General features: G+C 64.4%; 24 protein-coding genes. 8 read left to right on the plus strand and 16 right to left on the minus strand.

The window, feature by feature from the left end; genetic code table 11:
- Positions 1-69: 69 nt before the first annotated feature.
- The 15 genes from rnhB to rpsB form a co-directional block, all read right to left on the minus strand.
- Complete coding sequence (gene rnhB, locus IB256_RS22355) at positions 70-681, minus strand: ribonuclease HII (RefSeq protein ID WP_192289337.1); 612 nt, start codon at positions 679-681, stop codon at positions 70-72.
- Entirely contained in the window at positions 681-1,823 is a 1,143-nt protein-coding gene (lpxB, locus tag IB256_RS22360; protein ID WP_192404093.1) for a lipid-A-disaccharide synthase, read from the minus strand. Before lpxB ends, rnhB begins: the two co-directional genes overlap by 1 nt.
- 2 nt (positions 1,824-1,825) lie before the next feature.
- Positions 1,826-2,602 (minus strand): acyl-ACP--UDP-N-acetylglucosamine O-acyltransferase, encoded by a 777-nt coding sequence (gene lpxA, locus IB256_RS22365; RefSeq protein ID WP_192404095.1) that lies wholly within the window; start codon positions 2,600-2,602, stop codon positions 1,826-1,828.
- Entirely contained in the window at positions 2,599-3,039 is a 441-nt protein-coding gene (gene fabZ / locus IB256_RS22370) for a 3-hydroxyacyl-ACP dehydratase FabZ (protein WP_081517895.1), read from the minus strand. The genes lpxA and fabZ overlap by 4 nt, the downstream gene beginning before the upstream one ends.
- A gap of 48 nt (positions 3,040-3,087) precedes the next feature.
- Entirely contained in the window at positions 3,088-4,149 is a 1,062-nt protein-coding gene (lpxD, locus tag IB256_RS22375; protein WP_192289343.1) for a UDP-3-O-(3-hydroxymyristoyl)glucosamine N-acyltransferase, read from the minus strand.
- Positions 4,149-4,652 carry an OmpH family outer membrane protein gene (locus tag IB256_RS22380; protein ID WP_081517893.1) on the minus strand — a complete coding sequence of 168 codons (504 nt, stop codon included), beginning with the start codon at positions 4,650-4,652 and terminating at the stop codon, positions 4,149-4,151. The genes lpxD and IB256_RS22380 overlap by 1 nt, the downstream gene beginning before the upstream one ends.
- A 48-nt stretch (positions 4,653-4,700) precedes the next feature.
- Positions 4,701-7,091 (minus strand): outer membrane protein assembly factor BamA, encoded by a 2,391-nt coding sequence (bamA, locus tag IB256_RS22385; protein WP_192289345.1) that lies wholly within the window; start codon positions 7,089-7,091, stop codon positions 4,701-4,703.
- Between the two features lie 73 nt (positions 7,092-7,164).
- Positions 7,165-8,517 carry a sigma E protease regulator RseP gene (gene rseP, locus IB256_RS22390; protein WP_192404097.1) on the minus strand — a complete coding sequence of 451 codons (1,353 nt, stop codon included), beginning with the start codon at positions 8,515-8,517 and terminating at the stop codon, positions 7,165-7,167.
- A 16-nt stretch (positions 8,518-8,533) separates the two neighbouring features.
- Positions 8,534-9,724, minus strand: a complete 1,191-nt coding sequence (gene ispC / locus IB256_RS22395) for a 1-deoxy-D-xylulose-5-phosphate reductoisomerase (RefSeq protein WP_192289349.1) — start codon at positions 9,722-9,724, stop codon at positions 8,534-8,536.
- Positions 9,721-10,536: a phosphatidate cytidylyltransferase gene (locus IB256_RS22400; RefSeq protein ID WP_192404099.1), complete on the minus strand. Its 816-nt coding sequence runs from the start codon at positions 10,534-10,536 to the stop codon at positions 9,721-9,723. Before IB256_RS22400 ends, ispC begins: the two co-directional genes overlap by 4 nt.
- A complete protein-coding gene (gene uppS / locus IB256_RS22405; protein WP_192289353.1) occupies positions 10,530-11,285 on the minus strand; it encodes a polyprenyl diphosphate synthase in 756 nt (251 codons plus the stop codon). The genes IB256_RS22400 and uppS overlap by 7 nt, the downstream gene beginning before the upstream one ends.
- A 16-nt stretch (positions 11,286-11,301) precedes the next feature.
- Positions 11,302-11,859: a ribosome recycling factor gene (gene frr, locus IB256_RS22410; RefSeq protein ID WP_045210004.1), complete on the minus strand. Its 558-nt coding sequence runs from the start codon at positions 11,857-11,859 to the stop codon at positions 11,302-11,304.
- Between the two features lies 1 nt (position 11,860).
- Complete coding sequence (pyrH, locus tag IB256_RS22415) at positions 11,861-12,598, minus strand: UMP kinase (protein WP_017521181.1); 738 nt, start codon at positions 12,596-12,598, stop codon at positions 11,861-11,863.
- A gap of 206 nt (positions 12,599-12,804) precedes the next feature.
- Complete coding sequence (gene tsf, locus IB256_RS22420; RefSeq protein WP_017521180.1) at positions 12,805-13,674, minus strand: translation elongation factor Ts; 870 nt, start codon at positions 13,672-13,674, stop codon at positions 12,805-12,807.
- A gap of 125 nt (positions 13,675-13,799) precedes the next feature.
- Positions 13,800-14,540: a 30S ribosomal protein S2 gene (rpsB, locus tag IB256_RS22425; protein WP_045210003.1), complete on the minus strand. Its 741-nt coding sequence runs from the start codon at positions 14,538-14,540 to the stop codon at positions 13,800-13,802.
- A 304-nt stretch (positions 14,541-14,844) separates the two neighbouring features.
- Here rpsB and map point away from each other — a divergent pair, with 304 nt between their 5' ends.
- The 3 genes from map to dapC all read left to right on the plus strand — a co-directional run bounded on the left by map (position 14,845) and on the right by dapC (position 19,721).
- Positions 14,845-15,642 (plus strand): type I methionyl aminopeptidase, encoded by a 798-nt coding sequence (gene map, locus IB256_RS22430; protein WP_225594795.1) that lies wholly within the window; start codon positions 14,845-14,847, stop codon positions 15,640-15,642.
- A gap of 143 nt (positions 15,643-15,785) precedes the next feature.
- Positions 15,786-18,485 (plus strand): [protein-PII] uridylyltransferase, encoded by a 2,700-nt coding sequence (locus IB256_RS22435; RefSeq protein ID WP_192210123.1) that lies wholly within the window; start codon positions 15,786-15,788, stop codon positions 18,483-18,485.
- 39 nt (positions 18,486-18,524) lie between these two features.
- Positions 18,525-19,721: a succinyldiaminopimelate transaminase gene (gene dapC / locus IB256_RS22440; protein WP_192404101.1), complete on the plus strand. Its 1,197-nt coding sequence runs from the start codon at positions 18,525-18,527 to the stop codon at positions 19,719-19,721.
- A 137-nt stretch (positions 19,722-19,858) separates the two neighbouring features.
- On the opposite strand, the gene IB256_RS22445 is transcribed toward dapC, so the two are convergent.
- On the minus strand, positions 19,859-21,523 hold the full coding sequence (locus IB256_RS22445; RefSeq protein ID WP_192289355.1) for a Na+/H+ antiporter: 1,665 nt from the start codon (positions 21,521-21,523) through the stop codon (positions 19,859-19,861).
- A 172-nt stretch (positions 21,524-21,695) separates the two neighbouring features.
- Here IB256_RS22445 and IB256_RS22450 point away from each other — a divergent pair, with 172 nt between their 5' ends.
- The 5 genes from IB256_RS22450 to IB256_RS22470 all read left to right on the plus strand — a co-directional run bounded on the left by IB256_RS22450 (position 21,696) and on the right by IB256_RS22470 (position 25,465).
- Positions 21,696-22,046, plus strand: a complete 351-nt coding sequence (locus tag IB256_RS22450) for an ArsC family reductase (protein WP_192289357.1) — start codon at positions 21,696-21,698, stop codon at positions 22,044-22,046.
- An 11-nt stretch (positions 22,047-22,057) separates the two neighbouring features.
- Positions 22,058-22,684 carry a LysE family translocator gene (locus tag IB256_RS22455; protein ID WP_192404103.1) on the plus strand — a complete coding sequence of 209 codons (627 nt, stop codon included), beginning with the start codon at positions 22,058-22,060 and terminating at the stop codon, positions 22,682-22,684.
- A gap of 42 nt (positions 22,685-22,726) precedes the next feature.
- Positions 22,727-23,761 (plus strand): 2,3,4,5-tetrahydropyridine-2,6-dicarboxylate N-succinyltransferase, encoded by a 1,035-nt coding sequence (dapD, locus tag IB256_RS22460; RefSeq protein ID WP_192404105.1) that lies wholly within the window; start codon positions 22,727-22,729, stop codon positions 23,759-23,761.
- A gap of 94 nt (positions 23,762-23,855) precedes the next feature.
- Positions 23,856-25,061 (plus strand): aminotransferase class V-fold PLP-dependent enzyme, encoded by a 1,206-nt coding sequence (locus tag IB256_RS22465; RefSeq protein WP_192404107.1) that lies wholly within the window; start codon positions 23,856-23,858, stop codon positions 25,059-25,061.
- A complete protein-coding gene (locus tag IB256_RS22470; protein WP_192289363.1) occupies positions 25,058-25,465 on the plus strand; it encodes a SufE family protein in 408 nt (135 codons plus the stop codon). The genes IB256_RS22465 and IB256_RS22470 overlap by 4 nt, the downstream gene beginning before the upstream one ends.
- The last annotated feature ends 8 nt before the right edge of the window (positions 25,466-25,473 follow it).

Raw genomic sequence — 25,473 nt, forward strand, 5'->3', positions numbered from 1 at the left:
GTCGCGCCGGGTGTTTGAAGTCACCGGCGGGCCGCTGGCCGCGAGGAATTCCAGAGTAATAACAGGGTGTTACAGGATGCCGGCAGGGTTTTCCAGCAAGGCGCGCACCGGCCCGAAGGAGCGACGGTGGATGGGCGTCGGGCCCAGACGCTTGAGCGCCTCCAGGTGCACTGGCGTCGGGTAGCCCTTGTGGCCGCCGATGCCGTAGCCGGGGTACAGCGCCTCCATTTCCTGCATCTCGCGGTCACGGCTAACCTTGGCCAGGATCGAGGCAGCGGCGATGGCCGGAACCTTGGCGTCGCCCTGCACCACCGGTGCCGACGGCACCTGCAGTTTCGGGCAGCGGTTGCCGTCGATCAGCGCCAGTTTCGGCGTGACGCTGAGGCCTTCCACCGCGCGCTGCATGGCGAGCATGGTGGCGTGGAGGATGTTCAGCTGGTCGATCTCGTGCACATCGGCACGGGCGATGCACCAGGCCAGGGCCTTCTCGCGGATCTCGTCGAACAGCGCCTCGCGGCGCGCTTCGCTGAGCTTCTTCGAGTCGTTGAGGCCCTTGATCGGCCTAGCCGGATCGAGGATCACCGCCGCGGTGACCACGGGACCGCAGAGCGGACCACGACCGACTTCGTCGACACCGGCCACCAGTTCTTCCACCAGGGTGAAGTCCAGGCCCATCTGCATCAGCGTTTCTCCACCAGGGCGAGCACCGCTTCGGCGGCCTGCGCGGACGCATCCTGGCGCAGGGCGCGATGGATGGCGTCGAAGGATTCAGTCTGCACGCTGCCGTCGTCGAGCAGGGGCAACAAGGTCGTGGCCAGCGCCTCTGGAGTCGCCGCATCCTGGATCAGTTCGGGCACCAGCAGGCGGCCGGCCATCAGGTTCGGCAGCGAGATGTAGGGACTCTTCACCAGGCGCTTGAGGATGCGGTAGGTCATCGGCGCCACCTTGTAGGCGACGACCATCGGCCGCTTGTACAGCAGGGCTTCCAGCGTGGCGGTGCCGGAGGCGATCAGTACGGCGTCGCAGGCGGCGAACGCTTCGTGGGAAGCTCCGTCGAGCAATTGCACCGGCAGATTGCGACCCGCGAGCATTTCTTCGATCTGCACGCGGCGTTCGGGGCTCGCGCAAGGCAGCACGAAGCGCAGGTCCGGGCGATCCTGGAGCAGGCGCTGGGCGGTATCGAGGAACAACGCGCCGAGCTTGCCGACCTCCCCTCCCCGGCTACCGGGCAGGAGCGCGACGACGCTGGCTTCCTGCGGCAGACCGAGACGCTCGCGCGCACCGGCGCGGTCGGCTTCCAGCGGAATGGTGTTGGCCAGCGGATGCCCGACGAAACGCACCGGCACCGCATGTTCTTCGTAGAAGCGCGCCTCGAAGGGGAAAAGCGCGAGCATGAGGTCGCAGGCTTCCTTGATCTTCAGCACACGCTTCTGCCGCCAGGCCCAGACCGAGGGGCTGACGTAGTGCACCGTACGGATCCCCGCGCGGCGCAGCTTCAATTCAATGTTCAGGTTGAAATCCGGCGCATCGATGCCGATGAACACGTCAGGCCTGGCCGCGATCAGCATCTTCACCAAGTCCTTGCGCCGGCGCAGCAGTTCGCGCAAGCGACCCAGCACCTCGACCAGGCCCATGACGGCCAGGCGCTCCATCGGGAAATGCGACTGCAGCCCTTCGGCCTGCATGCGCGGACCGCCGACGCCGATGAACTCGATATCGGGGTGGCGCTGTTTGAGCGCCTGCATGAGGCCGGAGCCGAGGATATCGCCGGACGCCTCGCCCGCGACCAGGGCGACGCGCAGCTTGCGTGCGGTCGGTTGCATGGTCAGCGGGTGATGCCGCGGGTGGAGCTCTGGATGGAGTCGCGGAACACTGCGACTTCCGGGTACTGCTCGGAGACTTCGGCCAGCTCGCCGAGTGCCTCATCCACCGTCAGGCCCTGGCGGTAGACCACCTTGTAGGCACGGCGCAGCGCCTGGATCGATTCGGCGCTGAAACCGCGACGGCGCAGGCCTTCGAAGTTCATGCTGCGGGCCTCGGCGGGGTTGCCGAAGACCGTGACATAGGCCGGAACGTCCTTGCCGATGGTGGTGCCCATGCCGGAGAAGGCGTGCGCGCCAATGCGGCAGAACTGATGTACCAGGGTGTAGCCGGAGAGGATCGCCCAGTCATCCACATGCACATGCCCCGCCAGCGCGGTGTTGTTCACGAGGATGCAATGGTTGCCGATCACACTGTCGTGGCCGATGTGCACATAGGCCATGAGCAGGTTGTGATCGCCGATGGTGGTCTCCGAGCGATCCTGGATGGTGCCGCGATGGATGGTCACACCCTCGCGGATCACATTGTTGTCACCGATCACCAGGCGAGTCGGTTCGCCCTTGTACTTCAGGTCGGGGGTATCTTCACCCACGCTGGAGAACTGGAAAATCCGATTGTTCTTACCGATCTTCGTGGGGCCTTTGACTACCACGTGCGGACCGATCACCGTACCTTCGCCGATCTCCACATCCGGCCCGACCATGGACCAGGGGCCCACTTCTACGTCGTCAGCCAGCTTTGCGCGCGGGTCGATGATGGCGCGAGGATCGATCAAACTCATAGTTTGCGTTCCGCACAGATGATTTCGGCCGAGCATACCGGCTTGTCATCGACGGTGGCATGGCAATCGAACTTCCAGATGCCACGCTTGACGCTCAGGAACTGGGCATTGAGCTGCAGCTGGTCGCCCGGCAGCACCGGCTGGCGGAAGCGCAGCTTGTCGGAGCCGACGAAGTAATACAGGGTGCCATCGGCCGGCTTCACGTCGAGCATCTTGAAACCGAGGATGCCGGCCGCCTGGGCCATGGCCTCAATGATCAGTACGCCCGGCATGATCGGATGCTGCGGGAAGTGGCCATTGAAGAACGGCTCGTTGATGCTGACATTCTTGTAGGCGCGAATGCGCTTGCCTTCGATGTCCAGCTCGACCACCCGATCCACCAGCAGGAAGGGGTAGCGATGAGGCAGGTATTCGCGAATCTCGTTGATGTCCATCATGTTCAGGGGAGCCTGTTCAGAAAAGGGAAACGCCAAAAAATGCGTGGATCACGCATCTGATGGAGCGTCTCCGCTTGGGGTCACGGCGGCCACGCGCTTTTCCAGCTGCTGCAGACGACGGGCCATGTCATCCAGCTGACGAATGCGCGCGGCACTCTTCTTCCATTCAGCCGCAGGCTGCATGGCGGTACCGGACGAGTAGGAGCCCGGTTCGGTGATCGAACGGGTCACCATGGTCATCCCGGTGACGAAGACGTTGTCACAAATCTCGATGTGGCCGACCAGGCCGACACCGCCGGCGAGCATGCAATGCTTGCCGATCTTGGCGCTGCCGGAAATCCCGCAGCAGCCGGCCATGGCAGTGTGATCACCGATCTGCACGTTGTGGGCGATCATGATCTGGTTGTCCAGCTTCACGCCATTGCCCACCAGGGTATCGGACAACGCACCACGGTCGATGGTGGTGTTGGCGCCGATCTCGACGTCGTCACCCAGGGTCACGCCGCCAATCTGGGCGATCTTCTGCCAGATGCCCTTGTGGTTGGCGAAGCCGAAGCCCTCACCACCCAGCACGGCGCCGGACTGGATCACCACGCGCTTGCCGATGCGCACGTCGTGGTAGAGCGTCACGCGGGGCGCAAGCCAGCCACCCTCGCCAACCACGCTGCGCGCGCCGACGAAGCAGTGGGCACCGATGGTGACGTTGGCACCGATCTGCGCACCGGCCTCAATGACGGCATAGGGTCCGACGCTGGCACTCGCGTCGACCTGCGCACCTTCATCGACCACCGCGGTGGGATGAATGCCGACCGGCGCCTTGGGCTTGCGGTCGAACTGGTGGGACAGGCCGGCATAGGCCAGGTAGGGATTGGGGACGATCAGCGCATTGCCGGTATAGCCTTCGGCGTCAGCGGCAGTCAGCAGAACGGCGCTGGCCTGGCTGCCTTCGAGGAACTTGCGGTACTGCGGATTGGCCAGGAAGCTCAACTGACCGGCGCCTGCGTCCTGCAGGGTAGCCAGCCCGCTGATCACCTGAGCGGGATCGCCGCGCAACTCGGCATCGAGTTGCGCAGCCAGTTCGGCGAGGGTAAAGGACAGCTCGGTCATCATCAGCGCAGTTGGTTCATGCGCTCGATGACTTGGCGGGTGATGTCGTACTGCGGCTTGACGTCGACCACGGCACCACGCTCGACCACGAGGTCATAACCACCTTTCTTGATGGTTTCCTCGACGGCCTGGTCCAGCTTCGGCTTGAGCTTCTTCAGCATGTCGCGGTCGGCGACGGCCTTGGCTTCGTTCAACTCCTTGGACTGGAACTGGAAGTCACGGGCCTTCTGCTTGAAGTCACCTTCGGCCTTGTCGCGCTCGGAAGCGGACATCTTGCTGCCGCCGTTGACCAGCTTGTCCTGCAGGGCCTTGGCATCGGTTTCCAGGGCCTTGAGCTTGGTCAGCTGGGGGCCGAACTTCTTCTCGGCATCCACGGCGTATTGCTTGGCCGCATCCGACTCGAGGAGTGCCATCTGATAGTTGAGCACCGCGATCTTCATGTCGGCGAACGCGGGGCTCGCTGCCAGGGCGGCGGTGATCAGGACGAACTGGGTCAACTTACGCACAATGCACTCCTGCACAAAGCATGGTTGTCATTACAACGATACGGCCAATTAGAAGGTCTGCCCGAGGGAGAACTGGAAGATCTGGGTTTCGGCGTTATCCGGTTTCTTGATCGGAGTCGCCAGGCTGAAGCTCAGCGGGCCCAGAGCGGTGATCCAGGTCAAACCGACACCCGCGGACATGGCCATGTCCTGGAACTTGACGCCGTCGCAACCTTGGGTGGTGGAGGTCGGGCAGTCGGTGTCGAACACGTTGCCGATGTCATAGAACAGCACGGTGCGCAGTTGGCGCTGGTCCTTCACGAACGGCAGCGGGAACAGCAGTTCAGCGCCGCCGGTGATCAGGATGTTACCACCGAAGGCTTCCGGATCCTGATCCGGGTCGGTGTAGCGGCCGTTGGCATCCGGGCCCGAGACCACCGCACCAGTGCTTGGATCGGTTACCCGGCTAGGCGTACTGCGTGGGCCCAGGGAGCTGTCCTTGAAGCCACGCACCGAGTTGAAGCCGCCGGCGTAGTAGTTCTCGTAGAACGGCAGGCGATCGGTGTCGCCGTAGGCGCCGCCGTAACCGAGTTCGGTATGGAAGCGCATGGTGTAGTTTTCGGTGAGCGGCGCGAAGATCTGGCCACGGTAATCGAGCTTGTAGAACGACAGATCGCTACCCGGAATGGTGGTTTCCAGCACCAGGCTCTGCGAGTGACCGCGGTTCGCCAGCACGCCCTTGTTCAGGGTCGACTCGGACCAGCCGATGGACGCCTTGAAGTTGGTGAAGCTGTCGCCTTCCTTCTCGATGAAGTCGAAGATCTCGTCGACGGTATAGGCGCCAGTGTCGATGTCGTCGCGCTGCACGGTCAGGCCGTAGGTCAGGCGCGAGGTCTCACTGATCGGGTAGCCGATGCTGACGCCGGCACCCAGGCTGTTCACCGAGTAGCTGGAAACGTCAACATCGAGCTCGTCGTAGTCGGTCTTGCGGTAGAAGGCGTTGTAGCCCAGGCTCACGCCGTCGACGGTCCAGTAGGGGTCGACGAAGCCGAAGTTGTAGCGGGTCTGGTAGTCGGACTTGGTCAGGCCGATGCTGACCTTGTTACCGGTACCCAGGAAGTTGTTCTGGCTGATCGAGCCGCCGAGGATCAGACCGGCGCTCTGGGCGAAGCCCACGCTCGCGGTGATCGAGCCGGACGGTTGCTCTTCCACGCTGTAGTTGACGTCGACCTGGTCGTCGGTGCCCGGAACAGCCGGGGTTTCGACGTTGACTTCCTTGAAGTAGCCCAGGCGCTCGAGACGCTGCTTGGACTGGTCGATCAGGTAGGTCGAGGCCCAGCCGCCTTCCATCTGGCGCATTTCGCGACGGAGTACTTCGTCCTCGGTCTTGGTGTTGCCACGGAAGTTGATGCGGTTGACGTAGGCGCGCTTGCCCGGATCGACCACGTAGGTGATCGACACGGTCTTGTTCTCGTCGTTCGGCTCGGGAACGCCGTTGACGTTGGCGAAGGTATAACCCTCGTTACCCAGGCGACGGGTGATCAGGTCGGAGGTGGTGGTCATCACCTTGCGGGAGAACACCTGGCCCTTCTTCACCAGCAGGAGCTTCTTCACTTCGTCTTCCGGCACTTTCAGGTCGCCGGAGAGCTTCACGTCGCTGACGGTGTACTTCTCGCCTTCGTTGACGTTGACGGTGATGTAGACGTGCTTCTTGTCCGGGGTAATGGACACCTGGGTGGAGGCGATATCCATGTGGATGTAGCCACGGTCCAGGTAGTACGAACGCAGACGTTCCAGGTCACCGGAGAGCTTCTCGCGGGAATACTTGTCGTCGTTCTTGAAGAAGGACAGCCAGTTGGTGGTCTTCAGCTCGAACAGGTCGGTCAGGTCTTCCTCGGAGAAGACGGTGTTGCCCACCACGTTGACATGGGCAATGGCCGCCACGGTGCCTTCGTTGATGTTGATCTTCAGCGCAACGCGGTTGCGCGGCTGCGGCACGACTTCGGTCTCGATCTCGGCGGAGTAGCGGCCCTGGGCCACGTACTGGCGCTGCAATTCGTTACGCACGCCCTCGAGGGTCGCACGCTGGAAGATTTCGCCTTCGGAGAGGCCGGACTGCTTCAGACCCTTCATCAGGTCTTCGGTGGTGATGGCCTTGTTGCCCTCGATCTCGATGCTGGAGATGGACGGACGCTCGACCACGTTGACGATCAGCACATTGCCATCACGGCTGAGCTGGATGTCCTGGAAGAAGCCGGTCTTGAACAGCGAGCGGGTCGCTTCGACCAGGCGGCGATCGTCGATCTGCTCGCCGACGTTCAGCGGCAGCGCCGCGAACACGCTGCCGGCAGACACGCGCTGCAGGCCGTTGACCCGGATATCGGAAACAGTGAAGGACTCGGCGTGAACCTGGGCGATCATCAGCGCGGAAAGGGCCGCGGGAAGCAGAAAGCGTTTCATGGAGTCCTTTTATTCCAACTGACAAATAGAGAATCTGCCGCAAAGGGCGGCAGATCCGAAAACCAATGGGCGGCTACAGTCGACTCAGATCGTTGACCAGGGCCAACAACATGACCCCGACTACCAGGCTGATGCCAATCTGCATCCCCCAAGCCTGGACCCGCTCCGACAGTGGGCGACCTCGCACCCACTCGACCATGTAGAACAGCAGATGCCCGCCATCGAGGACAGGAATCGGCAACAGGTTGAGAACCCCCAAGCTGATGCTCAGATAGGCGAGGAAATGCAGAAAATCCCCTACGCCGGACTGGGCTGAAGCGCCCGCCACTTTAGCAATGGTTATCGGCCCGCTCAAGTTTTTTACCGAGAGCTGCCCGAGCACCATTTTCTTTAGAGAATCCAGAGTTAGCAGGCTCATGGACCAGGTTCGGGAGAGCGCCTGTCCCACCGCTGCCACCGGCCCATAGCTCACTTCGCGAAGCATTTCCGGCGGCCACTGACCACCGGCGACACCCGCGCCCAGGTAACCGGTGCGGGCCTTGCCCTCGCCTTTGGCCGCCAGGGTCAGGGCAAGCTCCTCGCGCTGCCCTGCGCGCTCGATACCCAGCGTCACCTTACCTTCAGGCATAGCGCGGACACGGGAGACCACTTCTTGCCAATCCGTGACCGACTGGCCATCCAGACTGACGAGACGGTCACCAATCTGCAGGCCGGCAGCCTTGGCAGGCCCTTTTTCGTCCAGCTCAGCAATTACCGGTGCGACAGCAGGTCGCCAGGGCTGGATCCCCAGACCGCCGATGGGGTCGGGATTATCTTCGTTCTTCAGCCAGGAGCTAATGCGCACCTGGTGCACGGCCGGAACGCTGGATCCCTGCTCCAGCACCGAAACGCTCAGCTCGCCGGTTTCACCGAGACGGCGCACCAACTGCAGGTTGACGCCACTCCAGCCGTCGACGGCCTCGCCATCCACCGCCACGACTTCCTGGCCAGACGCCAGACCGGCGATGGCCGCGGGACTGTTCGCCACCACGGAGCCGATGATCGGCTTGATCTGCTGGCTGCCCAGCATGGCCAGGACCCAGAAGAACAGGATGGCCAGCAGGAAATTGGCGATCGGCCCCGCCGCAACGATGGCGATGCGCTGGAACACGGTCTTGCGATTGAAGGCGCGGTCGAGCAGCTCGGCGGGGACATCGCCCTCCCGCTCATCGAGCATCTTCACGTAGCCACCCAGGGGAATGGCGGCGACGACGAACTCGGTGCCGTGGCGATCGTGCCAGCGCACCAGCGGCGTGCCGAAGCCCACGGAGAAGCGCAGGACCTTGACCCCGCAGCGGCGGGCAACCCAGAAGTGTCCGAATTCGTGGAAGGTGACCAGTACGCCCAGGGCGACAATCAATCCCACCACCATATAAAGGGCGCTCATCGCTACCTCCTCGGGCTCAATGCCCGCGCTCCTGCAACCACGCCTGTGCGGCGCCGCGTGCGCGCTGGTCGGCCGCCAGCACCGCATCGAGCGATTCGACCGGTGTGTGCGCCTCGCGGTTCAGCACTTCGTCGATGATAACCGGGATATCCGTGAAGCGGATGCGCCGCTCGAGGAACGCCGCGACGGCCACCTCGTTCGCCGCATTGAGCATCGCCGGCACGCTGCCACCTGCTTCAGCCGCTTGGCGTGCAAGGCGCAGGCAGGGGAAACGCTGCTCATCGGGCGCACTGAAGTCCAGGCGGGCGATGGAGAACAGGTCCAGCGGCGAAACGCCGGAATCGATCCGCTGCGGCCAGGCCAGGGCATGAGCAATGGGGGTCCGCATGTCCGGATTACCCAGTTGGGCCAGCACCGAGCCGTCAACGTAGTCCACCAGGGAGTGGATCACGCTCTGCGGGTGGATCACCACCTCGACCTTCGACGGCGCGGCGTCGAACAGCCAGCAGGCCTCGATCAGCTCCAGGCCCTTGTTCATCATGCTCGCCGAATCGACAGAAATCTTCCGCCCCATCGACCAGTTGGGGTGTGCGCAGGCCTGCTCTGGCGAAACCAGGCCCAACTGTTCCAGCGGCGTTTCGCGGAACGGGCCGCCCGAAGCCGTCAGCAGGATGCGACGAACACCCACTTGGCCCAGGCCGCGAGCATAGTCCGCCGGCATGCACTGGAAGATCGCATTGTGCTCGCTGTCGATCGGCAGCAGCACAGCGCCACTGGCTCGCACGGCATCCATGAACAGCGCGCCGGACATCACCAGCGCCTCTTTATTGGCCAGCAAGACCCGCTTGCCAGCCTCGACAGCCGCCAGAGTGGGCTTCAGACCCGCAGCACCGACGATGGCCGCCATCACCGCATCCACTTCGGGATGGGCGGAAACCTCGCAAAGACCAGCCTCGCCGACCAGCACCCGGGCTTCAAGCCCCGCGGAACTCAGGCGATCCTGCAGCGCACGGGCCTGTTCAGTCTCCGGCACCACGACAAACCGCGGTCGATGACGCAGGCAAAGCAACTCGAGTTCAGCCAGCCGGGAAAAGCCGCTGAGCGCAAAGACGCGGTAACGATCAGAGTGACGCCCGATGACGTCGAGGGTACTGAGGCCGATCGAACCGGTCGCCCCCAGCACGGTGATCCACTGCGGATGACTCACGGCGTACCCCAGCCCACGGCCCAGAGCAACGCGGTGAACACCGGGATGGCGGCGGTCAGGCTGTCGATGCGGTCCAGCACGCCACCGTGCCCGGGCAGCAGGTTACTGCTGTCCTTGAGGCCGGACTGGCGCTTGAACATGCTTTCGGTCAGATCACCGATCACCGACAGGGCCACCACGAGGGCCGCACACGGTAGCGCCAGCAGCAGCTCGCGGACAGTCCAGTCGCGGTAGATGGAGACAGCGACGGTGATCGCCAGGCACAGCACCATGCCGCCGAAGAAACCTTCCCAGCTCTTGCCCGGACTGACGCGCGGGGCCAGCTTGCGCTTGCCGAAGGCCTTGCCGGAGAAGTAAGCGCCGATGTCGGCAGCCCAGACCAGCACCATCACGGCAACGATCAGCCAATTGGACAGCGGCCATTGCTTGAGCAGCACCAGCCCCTGCCAGGCCGGCAGCAGGATCAGCAGGCCGATCAGCAGGCGGCGCCAGCGCCCACCCCAGCTCGACGCGCTATCCGGATAAGTCAGCACCATGACGGTCGCAAGCGCCCACCAGAGCAGGGCCAGCACCAGCACCGCTCCTGCCAGTTGCGGCAGCCAGGCCAATACCAGAATCAGCGCGGCGACGGTGGCAGCGTAACCGACGCGAGCGGGCTGTTCGTTGTAACCGGCCAGACGCGCCCATTCCCAGGCACCAAGGCTGACGACCAGACCGATGAACAGCGAGAACGCCGCGCCATCGAGCAGGAAGAAACCACCCAGCGCGATCGGCAACAGGATCAGCGCCGTGATGATTCGTTGTTTCAACATGACGGGGGTGCCTCGGCCTCGACCTGCTCGCTGGTCTTGCCGAAACGGCGCTGACGAGAGGCGTAGTCCTGCAACGCAGCCTGCATGGCTTCGTGCTTGAAGTCGGGCCAGTAGAGATCGGAGAAATACAGCTCGGCATAGGCCAGCTGCCAGAGAAGGAAGTTGCTGATGCGGTGCTCCCCACCGGTGCGGATGCACAGGTCGGGCAGCGGCTGGTCGCCGGTGGAGAGGCAACCCTGGATCAGCTCCGGGGTAATCTCCTCCGCCGCCAGATGGCCGGCCTGCACCTCGCGGGCAAGACGCTGGGCCGCCTGGGTGATGTCCCACTGGCCGCCATAGTTCGCCGCCACCTGCAGCAGCATGCTGCTGCCATTGGCGGTCAGCGCCTCGGCTTCGCGCATCGCCGCCTGCAACTCAGGAGCGAAGCGGCTGCGGTCGCCAATGATGCGCAGGCGGATGCCGTTGGCACTGAGCTTGCGCACTTCACGACGCAGGGCCATGAGGAACAGCTCCATCAGCGCGCCGACCTCATCGGCCGGGCGCTGCCAGTTCTCGCTGGAGAAGGCGAACAGCGTCAGCACCTCGACGCCCGCCTCGGCGCAGGTCTTGATCACCGCACGGACGGCATCCACGCCAGCCTTGTGCCCGGCTACCCCGGGCATCAGACGCTTCTTCGCCCAGCGATTGTTGCCGTCCATGATGATCGCGACGTGCCGGGGCACGTCCGTCACCTGCTTGGTCTTTTCCATGACGAGAGCCCGGCCGTCAAACGGCCATCAGGTCCGCTTCCTTGGCCTCGAGGGCCTTTTCGATCTCGGCAACGAACTTGTCGGTGATCTTCTGCACATCGTCACCAGCGCGACGCTCTTCGTCTTCGCTGATTTCCTTCTCTTTCTGCAGATCCTTCAGCTGAGCCAGCGCGTCACGACGGATGTTGCGCACGGAAACGCGGGCCTGCTCGGCTTCGGCGCGAGCCTGCTTGGTGAAGCCCTTGCGGGTTTCCTCGGTCAGGGCCGGCATCGGTACGCGAATGGTGGTACCGGCGGTCGCCGGGTTCAGGCCCAGGTCAGAGGTCATGATGGCCTTCTCGACCGCCTGGATCATGGACTTGTCGAAGACGCTCAGGGCCAGGGTACGGGAATCTTCCACGGTAACGTTGGCCACCTGGCGCAGCGGCGTGTCGGAACCGTAGTAGGACACCATCACGCTATCCAGGATGCTCGGGTGCGCACGGCCGGTACGAATCTTGGCGAAGGCATGGCCCAGGGCTTCCAGGGTTTTGCCCATACGATCCTGTGCTTCCTTCTTGATCTCGTTGATCATCTCAATCCTCCTCGATCAGGGTGCCTTCAGCACCACCTACAACAATATTCAGCAGCGCGCCGGGCTTGTTCATGTTGAACACGCGCAGCGGCATTTTCTGGTCCCGGCACAGGCAGATGGCGGTGAGGTCCATCACACCCAGCTTGCGATCGAGCACTTCATCGTACGTCAGACGTTCGAATTTCTCGGCATTCGGGTCCTTGAACGGGTCGGCAGTGTACACGCCGTCCACCTTGGTCGCCTTGAGTACTACGTCAGCATCTATTTCGATGGCGCGCAGGCAGGCGGCGGAATCGGTAGTGAAGAACGGGTTGCCGGTACCAGCGGAGAAGATCACCACTTCACCACTCTTCAGGTGGCGCATGGCCTTGCGGCGGTCGTAGTGATCGGTCACGCCGACCATGGAGATGGCGGACATGACGATGGCGGTGATGTTGGAGCGCTCCAGGGCATCACGCATGGCCAGGCCGTTCATCACGGTGGCGAGCATGCCCATGTGGTCGCCGGTGACGCGATCCATGCCGGCCGCGGACAGCGCCGCGCCACGGAACAGGTTGCCGCCACCGATCACCAGGCCGACCTGCACGCCGATACCGACGAGCTGGCCGATCTCCAGCGCCATGCGGTCCAGCACCTTGGGATCGATGCCGAACTCCTCGGAGCCCATCAGGGCTTCGCCGCTCAGTTTTAGAAGAATGCGTTTATAGCGAGGTTGACGAGCGCTCAGCTGCTGAGCCATGACCTTTTTCTCCTGCGGCGATTGAATGCTGTGCGCCTTGTGGGCGCTTGGCGGAAAGCTTGGACCAGCCAGCCTTACGGCGCCTTTAAACCCGCCTTGCGAGCCTGCGCCGTGGAAACCGCCCCTTTTGGTTTCCCCAGTTTGGCAAAGAGGCCGCGCGCGTTAGCGGGCAGCCTCTTGCGGGGCGACAGTCGTGAGACTGTCTATTACTGCTTGGAAGCGGCTACTTGAGCAGCAACCTCGGCAGCAAAGTCGGCTTCGACTTTCTCGATGCCTTCGCCTACTTCGAAGCGAACGAAGGAAACGATTTCAGCGCCGGCTTTCTTGGCCAGGTCACCGACCTTGACTTCCGGATCCTTGACGAACGCTTGCTCGACCAGGCTGGCTTCGGCCAGGAACTTCGAGATACGGCCTTTGACCATATTCTCGACGATGTTTTCCGGCTTGCCAGCGATCTTGTCGGCGTTCAGAGCGAGGAAGATTTCCTTCTCTTTGGCAACAGCTTCTTCGGAAACCTGCGACGGATCGAGGAACTGCGGGTTGCTGGCAGCGACGTGCATGGCGATGTCGCGAGCCAGTTCAGCGTTGCCGCCCTTCAGGGTGACCAGAACGCCGATGCGATGGCCGTGCAGGTAGGCGCCAACCACTTCACCTTCGGTGCGAGCCAGGCGACGGATGTTGACGTTCTCACCGCACTTGGCAACCAGGGCTTCACGGGCCGGCTCTTGTTCCGCGATCAGCGGAGCAGCATCGGTCAGCTTCTGGGCAACAGCCTTGTCCAGGCTGGCAGCGACGAAGTTCTTGAAGTCGTCCTGCAGGGCCAGGAAGTCGGTCTGCGAGTTGACTTCGATGATGGTGGCCGATTTGCCGTCGTCAGCCACTTTGGCGGCGATGGCGCCTTCGGCGGCGATGTTGCCAGCCTTCTTGGCAGCCTTGATGGCGCCGGAAGCGCGCATGTCGTCGATGGCCTTCTCGATATCGCCTTCGGCGGCTACCAGTGCCTTCTTGCACTCCATCATGCCCTGGCCGGTACGCTCACGCAGTTCCTTGACCAGTGCTGCAGTAATTTCTGCCATTTCGAAATCCTCTTGAGTTGTTCTCAAAACCAGATCGCCCGGATACCCGGGCGGAATTCTCAGGGTGGCAAAAAGGGGGCCTAGCCCCCTTCCTGCTCACCGTAGGACGTCTGGACGTCCTGGAATCAGCCTTCGGCGGATTCGGCCGGTGCTTCTTCGACGAACTCGTCAGCAGTCACGCCGCCGGCATTCTTGCCGCGCAGGACGGCTTCAGCCATCGAGCCCAGGTACAGCTGCACGGCGCGGATGGCGTCGTCGTTACCCGGGATAACATAGTCAACGCCTTCCGGGCTGCTGTTGGTATCGACGATGCCGATAACCGGGATGCCCAGCTTGTTGGCTTCGGTGATAGCAATGCGCTCGTGGTCAACGTCGATCACGAACAGAGCGTCCGGCAGGCCGCCCATGTCCTTGATACCGCCCAGGCTGCGATCCAGTTTTTCCAGATCACGGGAGCGCATCAGAGCTTCTTTCTTGGTCAGTTTGGCGAAGGTGCCGTCCTGGGACTGCACTTCCAGCTCGCGCAGACGCTTGATCGACTGACGGATGGTCTTGTAGTTGGTGAGCATGCCGCCCAGCCAACGGTGGTCGACGTACGGCATGCCGCAACGGGCGGCTTCTTCGCGAACGATCTTGCCGGCGGAACGCTTGGTGCCGACGAACAGGATCTTGTTCTTGCCCTGGGCCAGGCGCTCAACGAAGGTCAGGGCCTCGTTGAACATCGGCAGGGTTTTTTCGAGGTTGATGATGTGGATCTTGTTACGCGCGCCGAAAATGAACTTGCCCATCTTCGGGTTCCAGTAACGGGTCTGGTGGCCGAAGTGCACACCGGCCTTCAGCATATCGCGCATATTGACTTGGGACATGATAGTTCCTCGATAAGTCGGGTTAGGCCTCCATGCATCCCAACGGCCAACCCTCCGACTGTGTCGAAAGGCACCCAGGCCATCGTGTCGATGCATGTGTGGGTTAATGCCCCGAAATGGCCGTAGCCTTCAGAGCGGGGCGCTTTATACCACAACCTCGGCCAGAACAAAACCCGGCAAGGACGCCCGGCACCTCCCCCGCCGCCTCGGCCGACCAGCCCCGCTAGCCACCCACCCTTAATAGAAAGGCGCCAAATCTGATAGACTTGCGTATTCCTCTCATTTACCCGCGCGTACGCAGCGCCTGAAGAGAAGTCGCATGACCGTCACCATCAAGACGCCCGAAGACATCGAGAAAATGCGCGTCGCCGGCCGTCTGGCCGCCGAAGTGCTGGAAATGATCGGCGAACACGTCAAGCCCGGCGTCACCACCGACGAACTGGACCGCATCTGCCACGACTACATCGTCAACGTGCAGAAGGCCATTCCCGCGCCGCTGAACTACAAGGGCTTCCCCAAGTCCATCTGCACCTCGATCAACCATGTGGTGTGCCACGGCATCCCCAATGAGAAGCCGCTCAAGGAAGGTGACATCGTCAACATCGACGTCACCGTGATCAAGGACGGCTACCACGGCGACACCAGCAAGATGTTCTCCGTGGGCAAGACCCCGGAATGGGCCGACCGCCTGTGCCAGATCACCCAGGAATGCATGTACAAGGGCATCGACGTGGTCAAGCCGGGCGCTCGCCTGGGCGACATCGGCGAAGTGATCCAGAAGTACGCCGAGAAGAACGGTTTCTCCGTGGTGCGTGAGTACTGCGGCCACGGCATCGGCCAGGTGTTCCACGAAGAGCCTCAGGTGCTGCATTACGGCCGCGCCGGCACCGGCCTGGAGCTCAAGGAAGGCATGATCTTCACCATCGAGCCGATGATCAACCAGGGCCGCCCGGAAACCCGTTTGCTGGGCGACGGCTGGACCGCCATCACCAAGGACCGCAAGCTGTCCGCACAGTGGGAGCACACCGTGCTGGTCACCGCCGACGGCTACGAGATCCTGACCCTGCGTAACGACGAAAGCTTCCCGCGCACCTCGGCCTGAGGCGCGGTTTGCAATCTCGCCGACGGCTGGGTAGAACATAGAAATCCCGGCCCGGCACAGCCATCGGGCCTGGCGCCATGCGCACAGGCCCGGTTGCCCTCTTGCCCCTGCCCTCCCCTAAGCCATTGATCAGGAAGGCCGCCATGCCGCAGGTGGATCCCGAGTTGTTCGACCGTGGGCAGTTCCAGGCGGAACTGGCTCTCAAATCCAGCCCCATAGCCGCCTTCAAGAAGGCCATTCGTCAGGCCAACGAGGTGCTCGACGCCCGTTTCAACGGCGGCCGCGACATCCGCCGTCTGATCGAGGACCGCGCCTGGTTCGTCGACCAGATCCTGCAGCAGGCCTGGAATCGCTTCGACTGGGGCGACGACGCCGACATCGCGCTGGTCGCCGTGGGCGGCTACGGGCGCGGCGAGCTGCACCCGCACTCGGACATCGACCTGCTGGTCCTGCTCGACAGCGAGGACCAGGAAAGCTTCCGCGAGCCCATCGAGGGCTTCCTCACCCTGCTCTGGGACATCGGCCTGGAAGTCGGCCAGAGCGTGCGCTCGGTGGCCGAGTGCGCCGAGGAAGCGCGCGCCGACCTGACGGTGGTCACCAACCTGATGGAATGCCGGACCATCTCCGGCCCGGACAGCCTGCGCCTGCGCATGCTCGAAGCCACCAGCACGAAACAGATGTGGCCCAGCGGGCAGTTCTACCTGGCCAAGCGCAAGGAACAGATTCACCGCCACACCAAATACAACGACACCGAATACAACCTCGAACCCAACGTGAAGGGTTCGCCCGGCGGTCTGCGCGACATCCAGACACTGCTCTGGGTCGCCCGCCGCCACTTCGGCAGCCTCAACCTGCATGCCCTGGTCCGCGAGGGCTTCCTGGTGGAAAGCGAATGTGCGGTGCTGGCCTCCAGCCAGGAATTCCTCTGGAAGGTCCGCTACGCCCTGCACATGCTTGCCGGCCGCGCCGAAGACCGGCTGCTGTTCGACCATCAGCGGCGCATCGCCGGGATGCTCGGCTATGAAGGCAACGACGCCAAGCTGGCCGTCGAGCGCTTCATGCAGAAGTACTACCGCGTGGTGATGGCCGTTTCCGAGCTGAACGACCTGATCACCCAGCACTTCGAGGAAGTGATCCTGCGCGCCGGCGAGAACGGCCAGATCCAGTCGCTCAACAGCCGTTTCCAGCTGCGCGACGGCTACCTCGAAGTCACCCACGCCAACGTCTTCAAGCGCACCCCGTTCGCCCTGCTGGAAATCTTCGTGCTGCTGGCCCAGCACCCGGAGATCAAGGGCGTGCGCGCCGACACCATTCGCCTGCTGCGCGACAGCCGTCACCTGATCGACGACGACTTCCGCCACGACATCCGCAACACCAGCCTGTTCATCGAGCTGTTCAAGTGTCAGGAAGGCATCCACCGCAACCTGCGGCGAATGAACCGCTACGGCATTCTTGGCCGCTACCTGCCGGAATTCGGCCTGATCGTCGGGCAGATGCAGCACGACCTGTTCCACATCTATACGGTCGACGCGCACACCCTCAACCTGATCAAGCACCTGCGCAAGCTGCGCCGCCCGGACATGGCGGAAAAGTACCCGCTGGCCAGCAAGATCATGGAGCGCCTGCCCAAGCCCGAGCTGATCTACATCGCCGGCCTCTACCACGACATCGCCAAGGGCCGCGGCGGCGATCACTCGGAACTGGGCGCAGTGGACGCCGAGCACTTCTGCCAGCGCCACCAGCTGCCGCCGTGGGACACCAACCTGGTGTCCTGGCTGGTGCAGAACCACCTGATCATGTCCACCACGGCCCAGCGCAAGGACCTGTCCGATCCACAGGTGATCTACGACTTCGCCCAGCTGATGGGCAACCAGACCTACCTGGACTACCTCTACGTGCTCACCGTGGCCGACATCAATGCCACCAACCCGACCCTTTGGAACTCCTGGCGCGCCAGCCTGCTGCGCCAGCTCTACACCGAGACCAAGCGCGCGCTGCGTCGCGGCCTGGAGAACCCGGTGGACCGCGAGGAGCAGATTCGCCAGACACAGAGCGCGGCCATCGACATCCTGGTGCGCAGCGGCATCGACCAGGACGACGCCGAGCAGCTCTGGAGCCAGCTGGGCGACGACTACTTCCTGCGCCACAGCGCCGCCGACGTCGCCTGGCACACCGAAGCCATCCTCCAGCACCCGGACGACGGCACCCCGCTGGTGCTGATCAAGGAAACCGCCCAGCGCGAATTCGAGGGCGGCACGCAGATCTTCATCTATGCCGGCGACCAGCACGACTTCTTCGCCGTGACCGTGGCCGCGATGGACCAGCTCAACCTGAACATTCAGGACGCGCGGATCATCACGTCCACCAGCCTGTTCACCCTCGACACCTACATAGTGCTCGATGCTGACGGCGGCTCGATAGGCAATAATCCCAGCCGGGTCGAGGAAATTCGCGAGGGTCTGGTCAACGCCCTGAAGGACCCGGACGAGTACCCGACCATCATCCAGCGCCGCGTGCCGCGCCAGCTCAAGCACTTTGCCTTCAACCCGCAGGTGACCATCTCCACCGACGCGGCCCGCCAGGTCAGCGTGCTGGAAGTCACTGCGCCGGATCGCCCCGGCCTGCTGGCGCGTATCGGCGGATTGTTCCTGGACTTCGACCTGTCGGTACAGAACGCCAAGATCGCCACCCTGGGCGAGCGCGTGGAGGACGTGTTCTTCGTCACCGATGCGCACAACCAGCCGCTCTCCGACCCGGAGCTGTGCAAGCGCATCCAGACGGCCCTGGTGGACATCCTCTCGGATGGCGGCCAGCCGAGCATGCCGGTCCGTATCAGCATCTAGCCCGCTATTCAGTCAGAATCAGAAAGAAAGAGCCTTGCCATGAACCCTGCCCTCGACTCGCTCCAGCCCTACCCCTTCGAGAAGCTCCGCGCCCTGCTGGCCGGCGCCCAGCCGCCGGCTGAGCTGAAGCCCATCGCGCTGTCCATCGGCGAACCCAAGCACCGCTCGCCGGACTTCGTCGCCAAGGCCCTGGCCGACAGCCTCGACCAATTGGCCGTCTACCCGACCACCCTGGGCATCCCCGCCCTGCGCGAAGCCATCGCCGCCTGGTGCGAGCGCCGCTTCAAGGTGCCGGCCGGCTGGCTGGACGCCGCGCGCCACGTGCTGCCAGTGAACGGCACCCGTGAAGCGCTGTTCGCCTTCACCCAGACCGTGGTGGACCGCAACGCCAAGGGCCTGGTGATCAGCCCGAACCCGTTCTACCAGATCTACGAAGGCGCAGCCCTGCTGGCCGGCGCGGAGCCGCACTACCTGCCCTGCCTGGAAGACAACGGCTTCAACCCGGACTTCGACGCCGTCCCGGCGGACGTCTGGGCGCGCTGCGAGATCCTCTTCCTCTGCTCGCCGGGCAACCCCACCGGCGCGCTGGTTCCGCTGGAAACCCTGAAGAAGCTGATCGCCCTGGCCGACGAGCACGATTTCGTGATCGCCGCCGACGAGTGCTACAGCGAACTGTACTTCGACGAACAGAACCCGCCGGCCGGCCTGCTGACCGCCTGCGCCGAACTGGGCCGCTCGGATTTTGCGCGCTGCGTGGTGTTCCACAGCCTGTCCAAGCGCTCCAACCTGCCGGGTCTGCGTTCGGGCTTCGTCGCTGGCGACGCCGAAGTGCTGAAGAAATTCCTCCTGTACCGCACCTACCACGGCTGCGCCATGCCGGTTCAGACCCAACTGGCCAGCGTCGCGGCCTGGAACGACGAAGACCACGTGCGCGCCAACCGCGACCTGTACCGCGAGAAGTTCGACGCAGTACTGGACATCCTCGGCGGCGTGCTCGACGTGCAGCGCCCGGACGGCAGTTTCTACTTGTGGGCGAAAACCCCGGTGGCCGACACCGAGTTCTGCCGCGGCCTGTTCGACCAGCAGCACGTCACCGTGGTGCCGGGCTCCTACCTGTCCCGCGAAGTGAACGGCGAGAACCCTGGCGCCAACCGGGTGCGCATGGCGCTGGTGGCCCCGCTGGCCGAATGCGTGGAAGCGGCCGAGCGCATCAGGCAGTACGTGCAGAGCCTGTAAGTAGCAATCGTAGGGCGCATAACGCGCCAGCGTTATCCGCCGCGCAGGTTACGGCGGATAACCTGTGCCAGGTTATCCGCCCTACAGCCCAACGCCATCCTGTAGGAGCGAGCTTGCTCACCCCTACGAAGAGCTCGTCACACCCAGCGTCCCGCCTTGCTGGTCACCCAGGCCTCCTGGTTATCCAGCTCGCCCAGCACCTCGCGCATGGTCTCGTCGTCGATCTCGTGCTCGCGGCGCATCCGGTACAGCTCCAGCCGCTGTGCGCGCAGGGCCTTGATCCGCAGCGCCTGATCAGCCAGTTCCAGGGCGCGAGCGCGCTCGCGGGCCTCCTTGCTGTCCGGTGCCGGGTCCAGCTCGTGGCGATACTCGGCCATCAGCCTGGCCTTCATCTCCGCCAGCCGTGCCGTCTCATCGGCATCGCCGCCACCCTCGCTGGCAGGCACCTCCTCGCTCTCCAGCATGTGAATGGCCGCTGCCGCGGTCTTGCGCCAGACCCCCTGCACCTCCAGCTCGCGCTGGTCGTTGCTGGCCGCCGGCAAGCCACGCAACAGGATCGGCAGGCCAATGGTGGCCGCAATCAGCGACACCAGGATCACCCCGGCAGCGATGAAGATGATCAGGTCACGCTGCGGGAAGGCCGAACCGTCCAGCAACAGCAAAGGAACCGACAGCACACCGGCCAGGGTCACCGCCCCGCGCACTCCGCTCAGCGCGGAGATCGCCGACAGCCGCAGCACTGGCTCGCCCGGCTTGCCGCCCAGCTCGATACCCCACCACTGCTCGAAGCGCACGGAAATCTTCCAGTAGCACCAGACCCAGCCAAAACGCAGCGCGAGCAGCACGGCGAATACCGCGAACACGTAGAAGGCCAGCAGCGACGAGCGCCACATCACGTCGTCGGCGTGATGCGCGACGGACTTGAGGATGTCCGGCAGTTGCAGGCCCAGCAGGAGGAACACCACGCCGTTGAAGGTGAACTCCAGCATCGACCAGACGCTGCGGTTGAGCAGGCGGGTGTTGGTCTGCCGGGGTAGCAGGTCGACCCAGCTCTGCATCATGCCCGCCGCCACCGCCGCGAGGATGCCGGAGACGCCCAACTCCTCGGCGATCATGTAGCAGGCGAAGGGCAAAAGCAGCATCAGCACCACGTGGGTGGCCGGGTCGTCCCAGCCACGACGGATCATCCAGGCGCGGATGCGCCCCAGCAGCCAGCTGAGGAACACGCCGCTGGCGAGGCCGCCGATGGCTACCAGGAGGAAGTTCAGGCTGGCGTCCATCAGCGAGAAGGTGCCGGTCAGGGCCGCGGCGATGGCGAACTTGAACGCCACCAGGCCGGAAGCGTCGTTCATCAGCGCCTCGCCCTGCAGCACGTGCATCAGGCGCTTGGGCAGGCGGTTCTGGGCAATGGCCGAGACCGCCAGCGCATCGGTGGGCGACAGCACTGCCGCGAGGGCGAAGGCCGCGGCCCAGGGAATCTCCGGGATCAGCAGGTGGATGAACACGCCGCCGCCGACCACGGTGAACAGCACCAGGGCAAAGGCCAGGGTTAGGATCGGCCAGCGCATCTTCCAGAACTCGCCCTTGGGCATGCGCCAGCCATCGGCGAACAGCAGTGGCGGGATGAACAGGAACATGAACAGTTCCGGGTCCAGGCCGACATGCAGCCCCAGGCTCGGCCACGCCAGCATCGCGCCGGCGGCGATCTGGATCAGCGGCAACGGCAGCGGAATCAGCTGCGCCGCAAGCCGGGTCCCGCCCACGACCAGCAGCAGGATGAGTACGGTGTAAACGGTTTGCATCGACGAACTCCCAGCACAGCTCTCCATTGAAGCACCCGTAGCGCGGCGGATCAGCCCCGCATCGGGCAAAAAACTGTTGCAATCCACCGACCTCCCGGCGGCGTCCCGCAAGCGCTGCGGAAATGGCATAATCCCGCGCCTGAAAAAAAGCATCGAAAAGGAGTAGCGCCCCGTGAGTGAGCGGACGCTGTATGGAATCAAGGCTTGCGACACCATGAAGAAAGCCCGCGTATGGCTGGAAGAGCATGGCGTCGACTACGCCTTCCACGACTACAAGAGTAGCGGCATCGACCGCGAACACCTGCGCCAGTGGTGCAACGAGCATGGCTGGGAAACCGTCCTGAACCGCGCCGGCACCACCTTCCGCAAGCTGGAAGATGCGCAGAAGGCCGACCTCGACCAGGACAAGGCCATCGAACTGATGGTCGCGCAGCCGTCGATGATCAAGCGTCCGGTGCTGGACCTGGGTGACCGTACCCTGGTCGGCTTCAAGCCCGACGCCTACGCCGCCGCGCTGGCCTGAGCAGTACCACGATGAGCATCGCCTGGGCCCTGTTCCTCCCCGCCTGCTTCGCCCTGAATATGGCGCCGGGACCGAACAACCTGCTGTCGCTGAACAACGCCGCACGCTTCGGCCTGCTGCGCGCCACCGTCGCGGGCGGCGGCCGGCTGGTCGCCTTCGCCGGCATGCTGGCACTGGCCGCCTCCGGGCTGGCGCTGGTGCTGCAGGCCTCGGCGTGGCTGTTCCTGGCGATCAAGCTGGTGGGCGCCGGTTACCTGTTGTGGCTGGCCGTACAGCTGTGGCGTGCCCCGACGGCGAACTTGTCGGTGGACGGCACCCCGGCTCCCGCCACCAGCCTGTGGCGCCTGGCTCGCCAGGAGTTCTGGGTGGCCGCCGGCAATCCCAAGGCAATTCTCATCTTCACCGCTTTCCTGCCGCAGTTCGTCGATCCGCGTCAGGCCGTGGGCGCCCAGTTCGCCCAACTCGGCGCAGCCTTCCTGCTTCTGGAATGGCTGGCCATCGCCCTTTACGGGCTCGCCGGGGTCCGCCTCGGCAAGCTGCTCGCCGGCGCACGCGCCCGGCGCCTGTTCAACCGTGGTTGTGCCGCGCTGCTGGGCAGCGCCGGGCTGGGCCTGCTGCTCAGCCGCCGTCCGGCCTGACCGAATTCGCTATTCGAGAATCTCTTTCAAGGAATCCCCCACATGTCGAAATCCCTGTTCAGCATCGCCTTCGGTGTCGGCACCCAGAACCGCCAGGGCAACTGGCTGGAAGTCTTCTACGCGCAGCCGCTGCTCAACCCCAGCGCCGAACTGGTCGCTGCCATCGCCCCGCTGCTGGCCTATGAAGGCGGCAACCAGGCGATCGCCTTCACCGCTCACCAGGCCTACCAGCTGGCCGACGCCGTCGAGACCGTCGACGCCGCCCAGGCAGCCCTGCTGAACCGCCTGGCCGAGAGCCAGAAGCCGCTGGTCGCCACCCTGCTGGCCGAAGACGCCGCCCCCAGCTCCACCCCGGAGGCGTACCTGAAGCTGCACCTGCTGTCGCACCGTCTGGTCAAGCCCCATGGCCTGAACCTGACCGGCATCTTCCCGCTGCTGCCCAACGTCGCCTGGACCAACCAGGGCGCCGTCGACCTGGCCGAACTGGCCGAGCTGCAACTGGAAGCGCGCCTGAAGGGCAAGCTGCTGGAAGTCTTCTCCGTCGACAAATTCCCGAAGATGACCGACTACGTGGTCCCGGCCGGCGTGCGCATCGCCGACACCTCCCGTGTACGCCTGGGCGCCTACGTCGGTGAAGGCACCACCGTGATGCACGAAGGCTTCGTCAACTTCAACGGCGGCACCGAAGGCCCGGGCATGATCGAAGGCCGTGTCTCCGCGGGCGTGTTCGTCGGCAAGGGTTCGGACCTGGGCGGCGGCTGCTCCACCATGGGCACCCTGTCCGGCGGCGGCAACATCGTCATCAGCGTCGGCGAAGGCTGCCTGATTGGCGCCAACGCCGGTATCGGCATTCCGCTGGGCGACCGCAACATCGTCGAGGCGGGCCTGTACGTCACCGCCGGCACCAAGATCGCCGTGCTGGACGACCAGAACAACCTGGTGAAAGTGGTCAAGGGCCGCGACCTGGCCGGTCAGGCCGACCTGCTGTTCCGCCGCAACTCCCAGACCGGCGCAGTCGAGTGCAAGACCAACAAGACTGCCATCGAGCTGAACGAGGCGCTGCACGCGCACAACTAAGCTGGGCGCCCCGCTCCCGCGGGGTACGCACTAAGCTTTGAGAAGCGGGGGCTGCGGCCCCCGTTTTCCATTCTCCACAACCGGCCGCACGCCCATGTCCATTCCCTCGCCCTGGCGCACCGACTTCCCGGCCCTCGCCGCTTTCGAGGCCGAAGGCCAGACCTACCTCGACAGCGCCGCCACCGCGCAGAAGCCGCGCGCCATGATCGACGCCCTCGCCGGCTACTACGCCAGCGGCGCCGCCAACGTGCACCGCGCCCAGCACCTGCCCGGCGAGCGCGCCACCCGAGCCTTCGAAGCGGCCCGTAACCTGGCCGCCCACTGGCTCAATGGCGGCAGCCCGGCGCAGATCATCTTCACCCGCGGCGCCACCGAAGCGCTGAACCTGCTGGCCTACGGCCTGGAAGGTCAGTTCCAGGCGGGCGACGAGATCGCCGTAAGCGCGCTGGAGCACCACGCCAACCTGTTGCCCTGGCAGCAACTGGCGCAGCGCCGCAGCCTGAAGCTGGTGGTGCTGCCGCTGGACACCGACGGTCGTATCGACCTGAACCGCGCCGCCAGCCTGATTGGCCCGCGCACCCGCCTGCTCGCCGTCAGCCAGCTGTCCAACGTGCTCGGCACCTGGCAGCCGCTGCCGGAACTGCTGCGGATGGCCCGTCGGCATGGCGCTCTGAGCGTGGTCGATGGCGCCCAGGGCGTGGTCCACGGCCGACACAACCTGTCGGCGCTGGGTTGCGACTTCTACGTCTGCTCCAGCCACAAGCTCTATGGCCCGGAAGGCCTCGGGCTTCTCTGGGGCCGCCCGGAAGCGCTGGAGCGCCTGGCGCACTGGCAGTTCGGCGGCGAGATGGTGCGTGTGGCGGACTACTTCGACGCACAGTTCCATAGCGCGCCCATGGGCTTCGAGGCCGGCACCCCGCCCATTGGCCCGGTGATCGCCCTGGGCGCCACGCTGGAATGGCTGGCCAGCCTGGACAGCGCCGAAGTCAGCGCCCACGAGGACTTCCTCCATGCCCGCCTGCTGGCCGGCCTGCGCGCCCGTGACGGTGTGCGCGTGCTGGGCGAGCCGGAAGTGGCGCTGGTCAGCTTCGTGGTCGAGGGCGTGCACGTCTCCGACCTCGGCCACCTGCTCACCGAGCAGGGCATCGCCGTGCGCGCCGGGCACCACTGCGCCATGCCGTTGATGAAGACCCTGGATGTCGCGGGCGCCCTGCGCGTTTCCCTCGGCCTGTACAACGACGGTGCGGATATCGAGCGCTTCTTCGGCGCGCTGGACAGCGCCCTGGAACTGCTGCGATGAGCCTCCCCATCGCTGCCGCCGAGGCGCTGGAGGCCTTCACCGCCCTGCAGGGCTGGGAACAACGCGCCCGCCTGCTGATGCAGTGGGGCGAACGCCTGGAGCCGCTGGGCGAAGCCGAACTGGGCGACGAGCAGCGCGTGCAGGGCTGCGAAAGCAACGTCTGGCTGGTGGCGGATCGTCGTGACGAGCGCTGGCACTTCCGCGCCTACAGCGATGCGCGCCTGCTGCGGGGGCTGCTGGCGTTGCTGCTGGTGCGGGTGGAAGGCTTGCCGGTGGACGAGCTGTCCACCATTGATCTGCCGGGCTGGTTCGAACAACTGGGGCTGGGCCGGCAACTGTCGCCGTCGCGCAGCAACGGCCTGAACGCAGTCCTGAAGAAGATGCGGGATTTGATCTCTGCCTGAAGCAGTTG

The organism is Pseudomonas sp. PDM17 (assembly GCF_014851985.1).
Classification (GTDB): Bacteria; Pseudomonadota; Gammaproteobacteria; order Pseudomonadales; family Pseudomonadaceae; genus Pseudomonas.

Excerpts from the sequence above, each read along its gene's own strand:
- pyrH (WP_017521181.1), bottom strand. The coding sequence starts at position 12,598 with ATGGCTCAGCAGCTGAGCGCTCGTCAACCTCGCTATAAACGCATTCTT.
- lpxB (WP_192404093.1), bottom strand. The coding sequence starts at position 1,823 with ATGCAACCGACCGCACGCAAGCTGCGCGTCGCCCTGGTCGCGGGCGAG.
- fabZ (WP_081517895.1), bottom strand. The coding sequence starts at position 3,039 with ATGATGGACATCAACGAGATTCGCGAATACCTGCCTCATCGCTACCCC.
- IB256_RS22470 (WP_192289363.1), top strand. The coding sequence starts at position 25,058 with ATGAGCCTCCCCATCGCTGCCGCCGAGGCGCTGGAGGCCTTCACCGCC.
- IB256_RS22455 (WP_192404103.1), top strand. The coding sequence starts at position 22,058 with ATGAGCATCGCCTGGGCCCTGTTCCTCCCCGCCTGCTTCGCCCTGAAT.
- IB256_RS22465 (WP_192404107.1), top strand. The coding sequence starts at position 23,856 with ATGTCCATTCCCTCGCCCTGGCGCACCGACTTCCCGGCCCTCGCCGCT.
- rseP (WP_192404097.1), bottom strand. The coding sequence starts at position 8,517 with ATGAGCGCCCTTTATATGGTGGTGGGATTGATTGTCGCCCTGGGCGTA.
- lpxA (WP_192404095.1), bottom strand. The coding sequence starts at position 2,602 with ATGAGTTTGATCGATCCTCGCGCCATCATCGACCCGCGCGCAAAGCTG.
- rpsB (WP_045210003.1), bottom strand. The coding sequence starts at position 14,540 with ATGTCCCAAGTCAATATGCGCGATATGCTGAAGGCCGGTGTGCACTTC.
- tsf (WP_017521180.1), bottom strand. The coding sequence starts at position 13,674 with ATGGCAGAAATTACTGCAGCACTGGTCAAGGAACTGCGTGAGCGTACC.
- dapC (WP_192404101.1), top strand. The coding sequence starts at position 18,525 with ATGAACCCTGCCCTCGACTCGCTCCAGCCCTACCCCTTCGAGAAGCTC.
- rnhB (WP_192289337.1), bottom strand. The coding sequence starts at position 681 with ATGCAGATGGGCCTGGACTTCACCCTGGTGGAAGAACTGGTGGCCGGT.
- bamA (WP_192289345.1), bottom strand. The coding sequence starts at position 7,091 with ATGAAACGCTTTCTGCTTCCCGCGGCCCTTTCCGCGCTGATGATCGCC.
- dapD (WP_192404105.1), top strand. The coding sequence starts at position 22,727 with ATGTCGAAATCCCTGTTCAGCATCGCCTTCGGTGTCGGCACCCAGAAC.
- uppS (WP_192289353.1), bottom strand. The coding sequence starts at position 11,285 with ATGGAAAAGACCAAGCAGGTGACGGACGTGCCCCGGCACGTCGCGATC.
- IB256_RS22435 (WP_192210123.1), top strand. The coding sequence starts at position 15,786 with ATGCCGCAGGTGGATCCCGAGTTGTTCGACCGTGGGCAGTTCCAGGCG.
- lpxD (WP_192289343.1), bottom strand. The coding sequence starts at position 4,149 with ATGATGACCGAGCTGTCCTTTACCCTCGCCGAACTGGCTGCGCAACTC.
- frr (WP_045210004.1), bottom strand. The coding sequence starts at position 11,859 with ATGATCAACGAGATCAAGAAGGAAGCACAGGATCGTATGGGCAAAACC.
- IB256_RS22400 (WP_192404099.1), bottom strand. The coding sequence starts at position 10,536 with ATGTTGAAACAACGAATCATCACGGCGCTGATCCTGTTGCCGATCGCG.
- IB256_RS22445 (WP_192289355.1), bottom strand. The coding sequence starts at position 21,523 with ATGCAAACCGTTTACACCGTACTCATCCTGCTGCTGGTCGTGGGCGGG.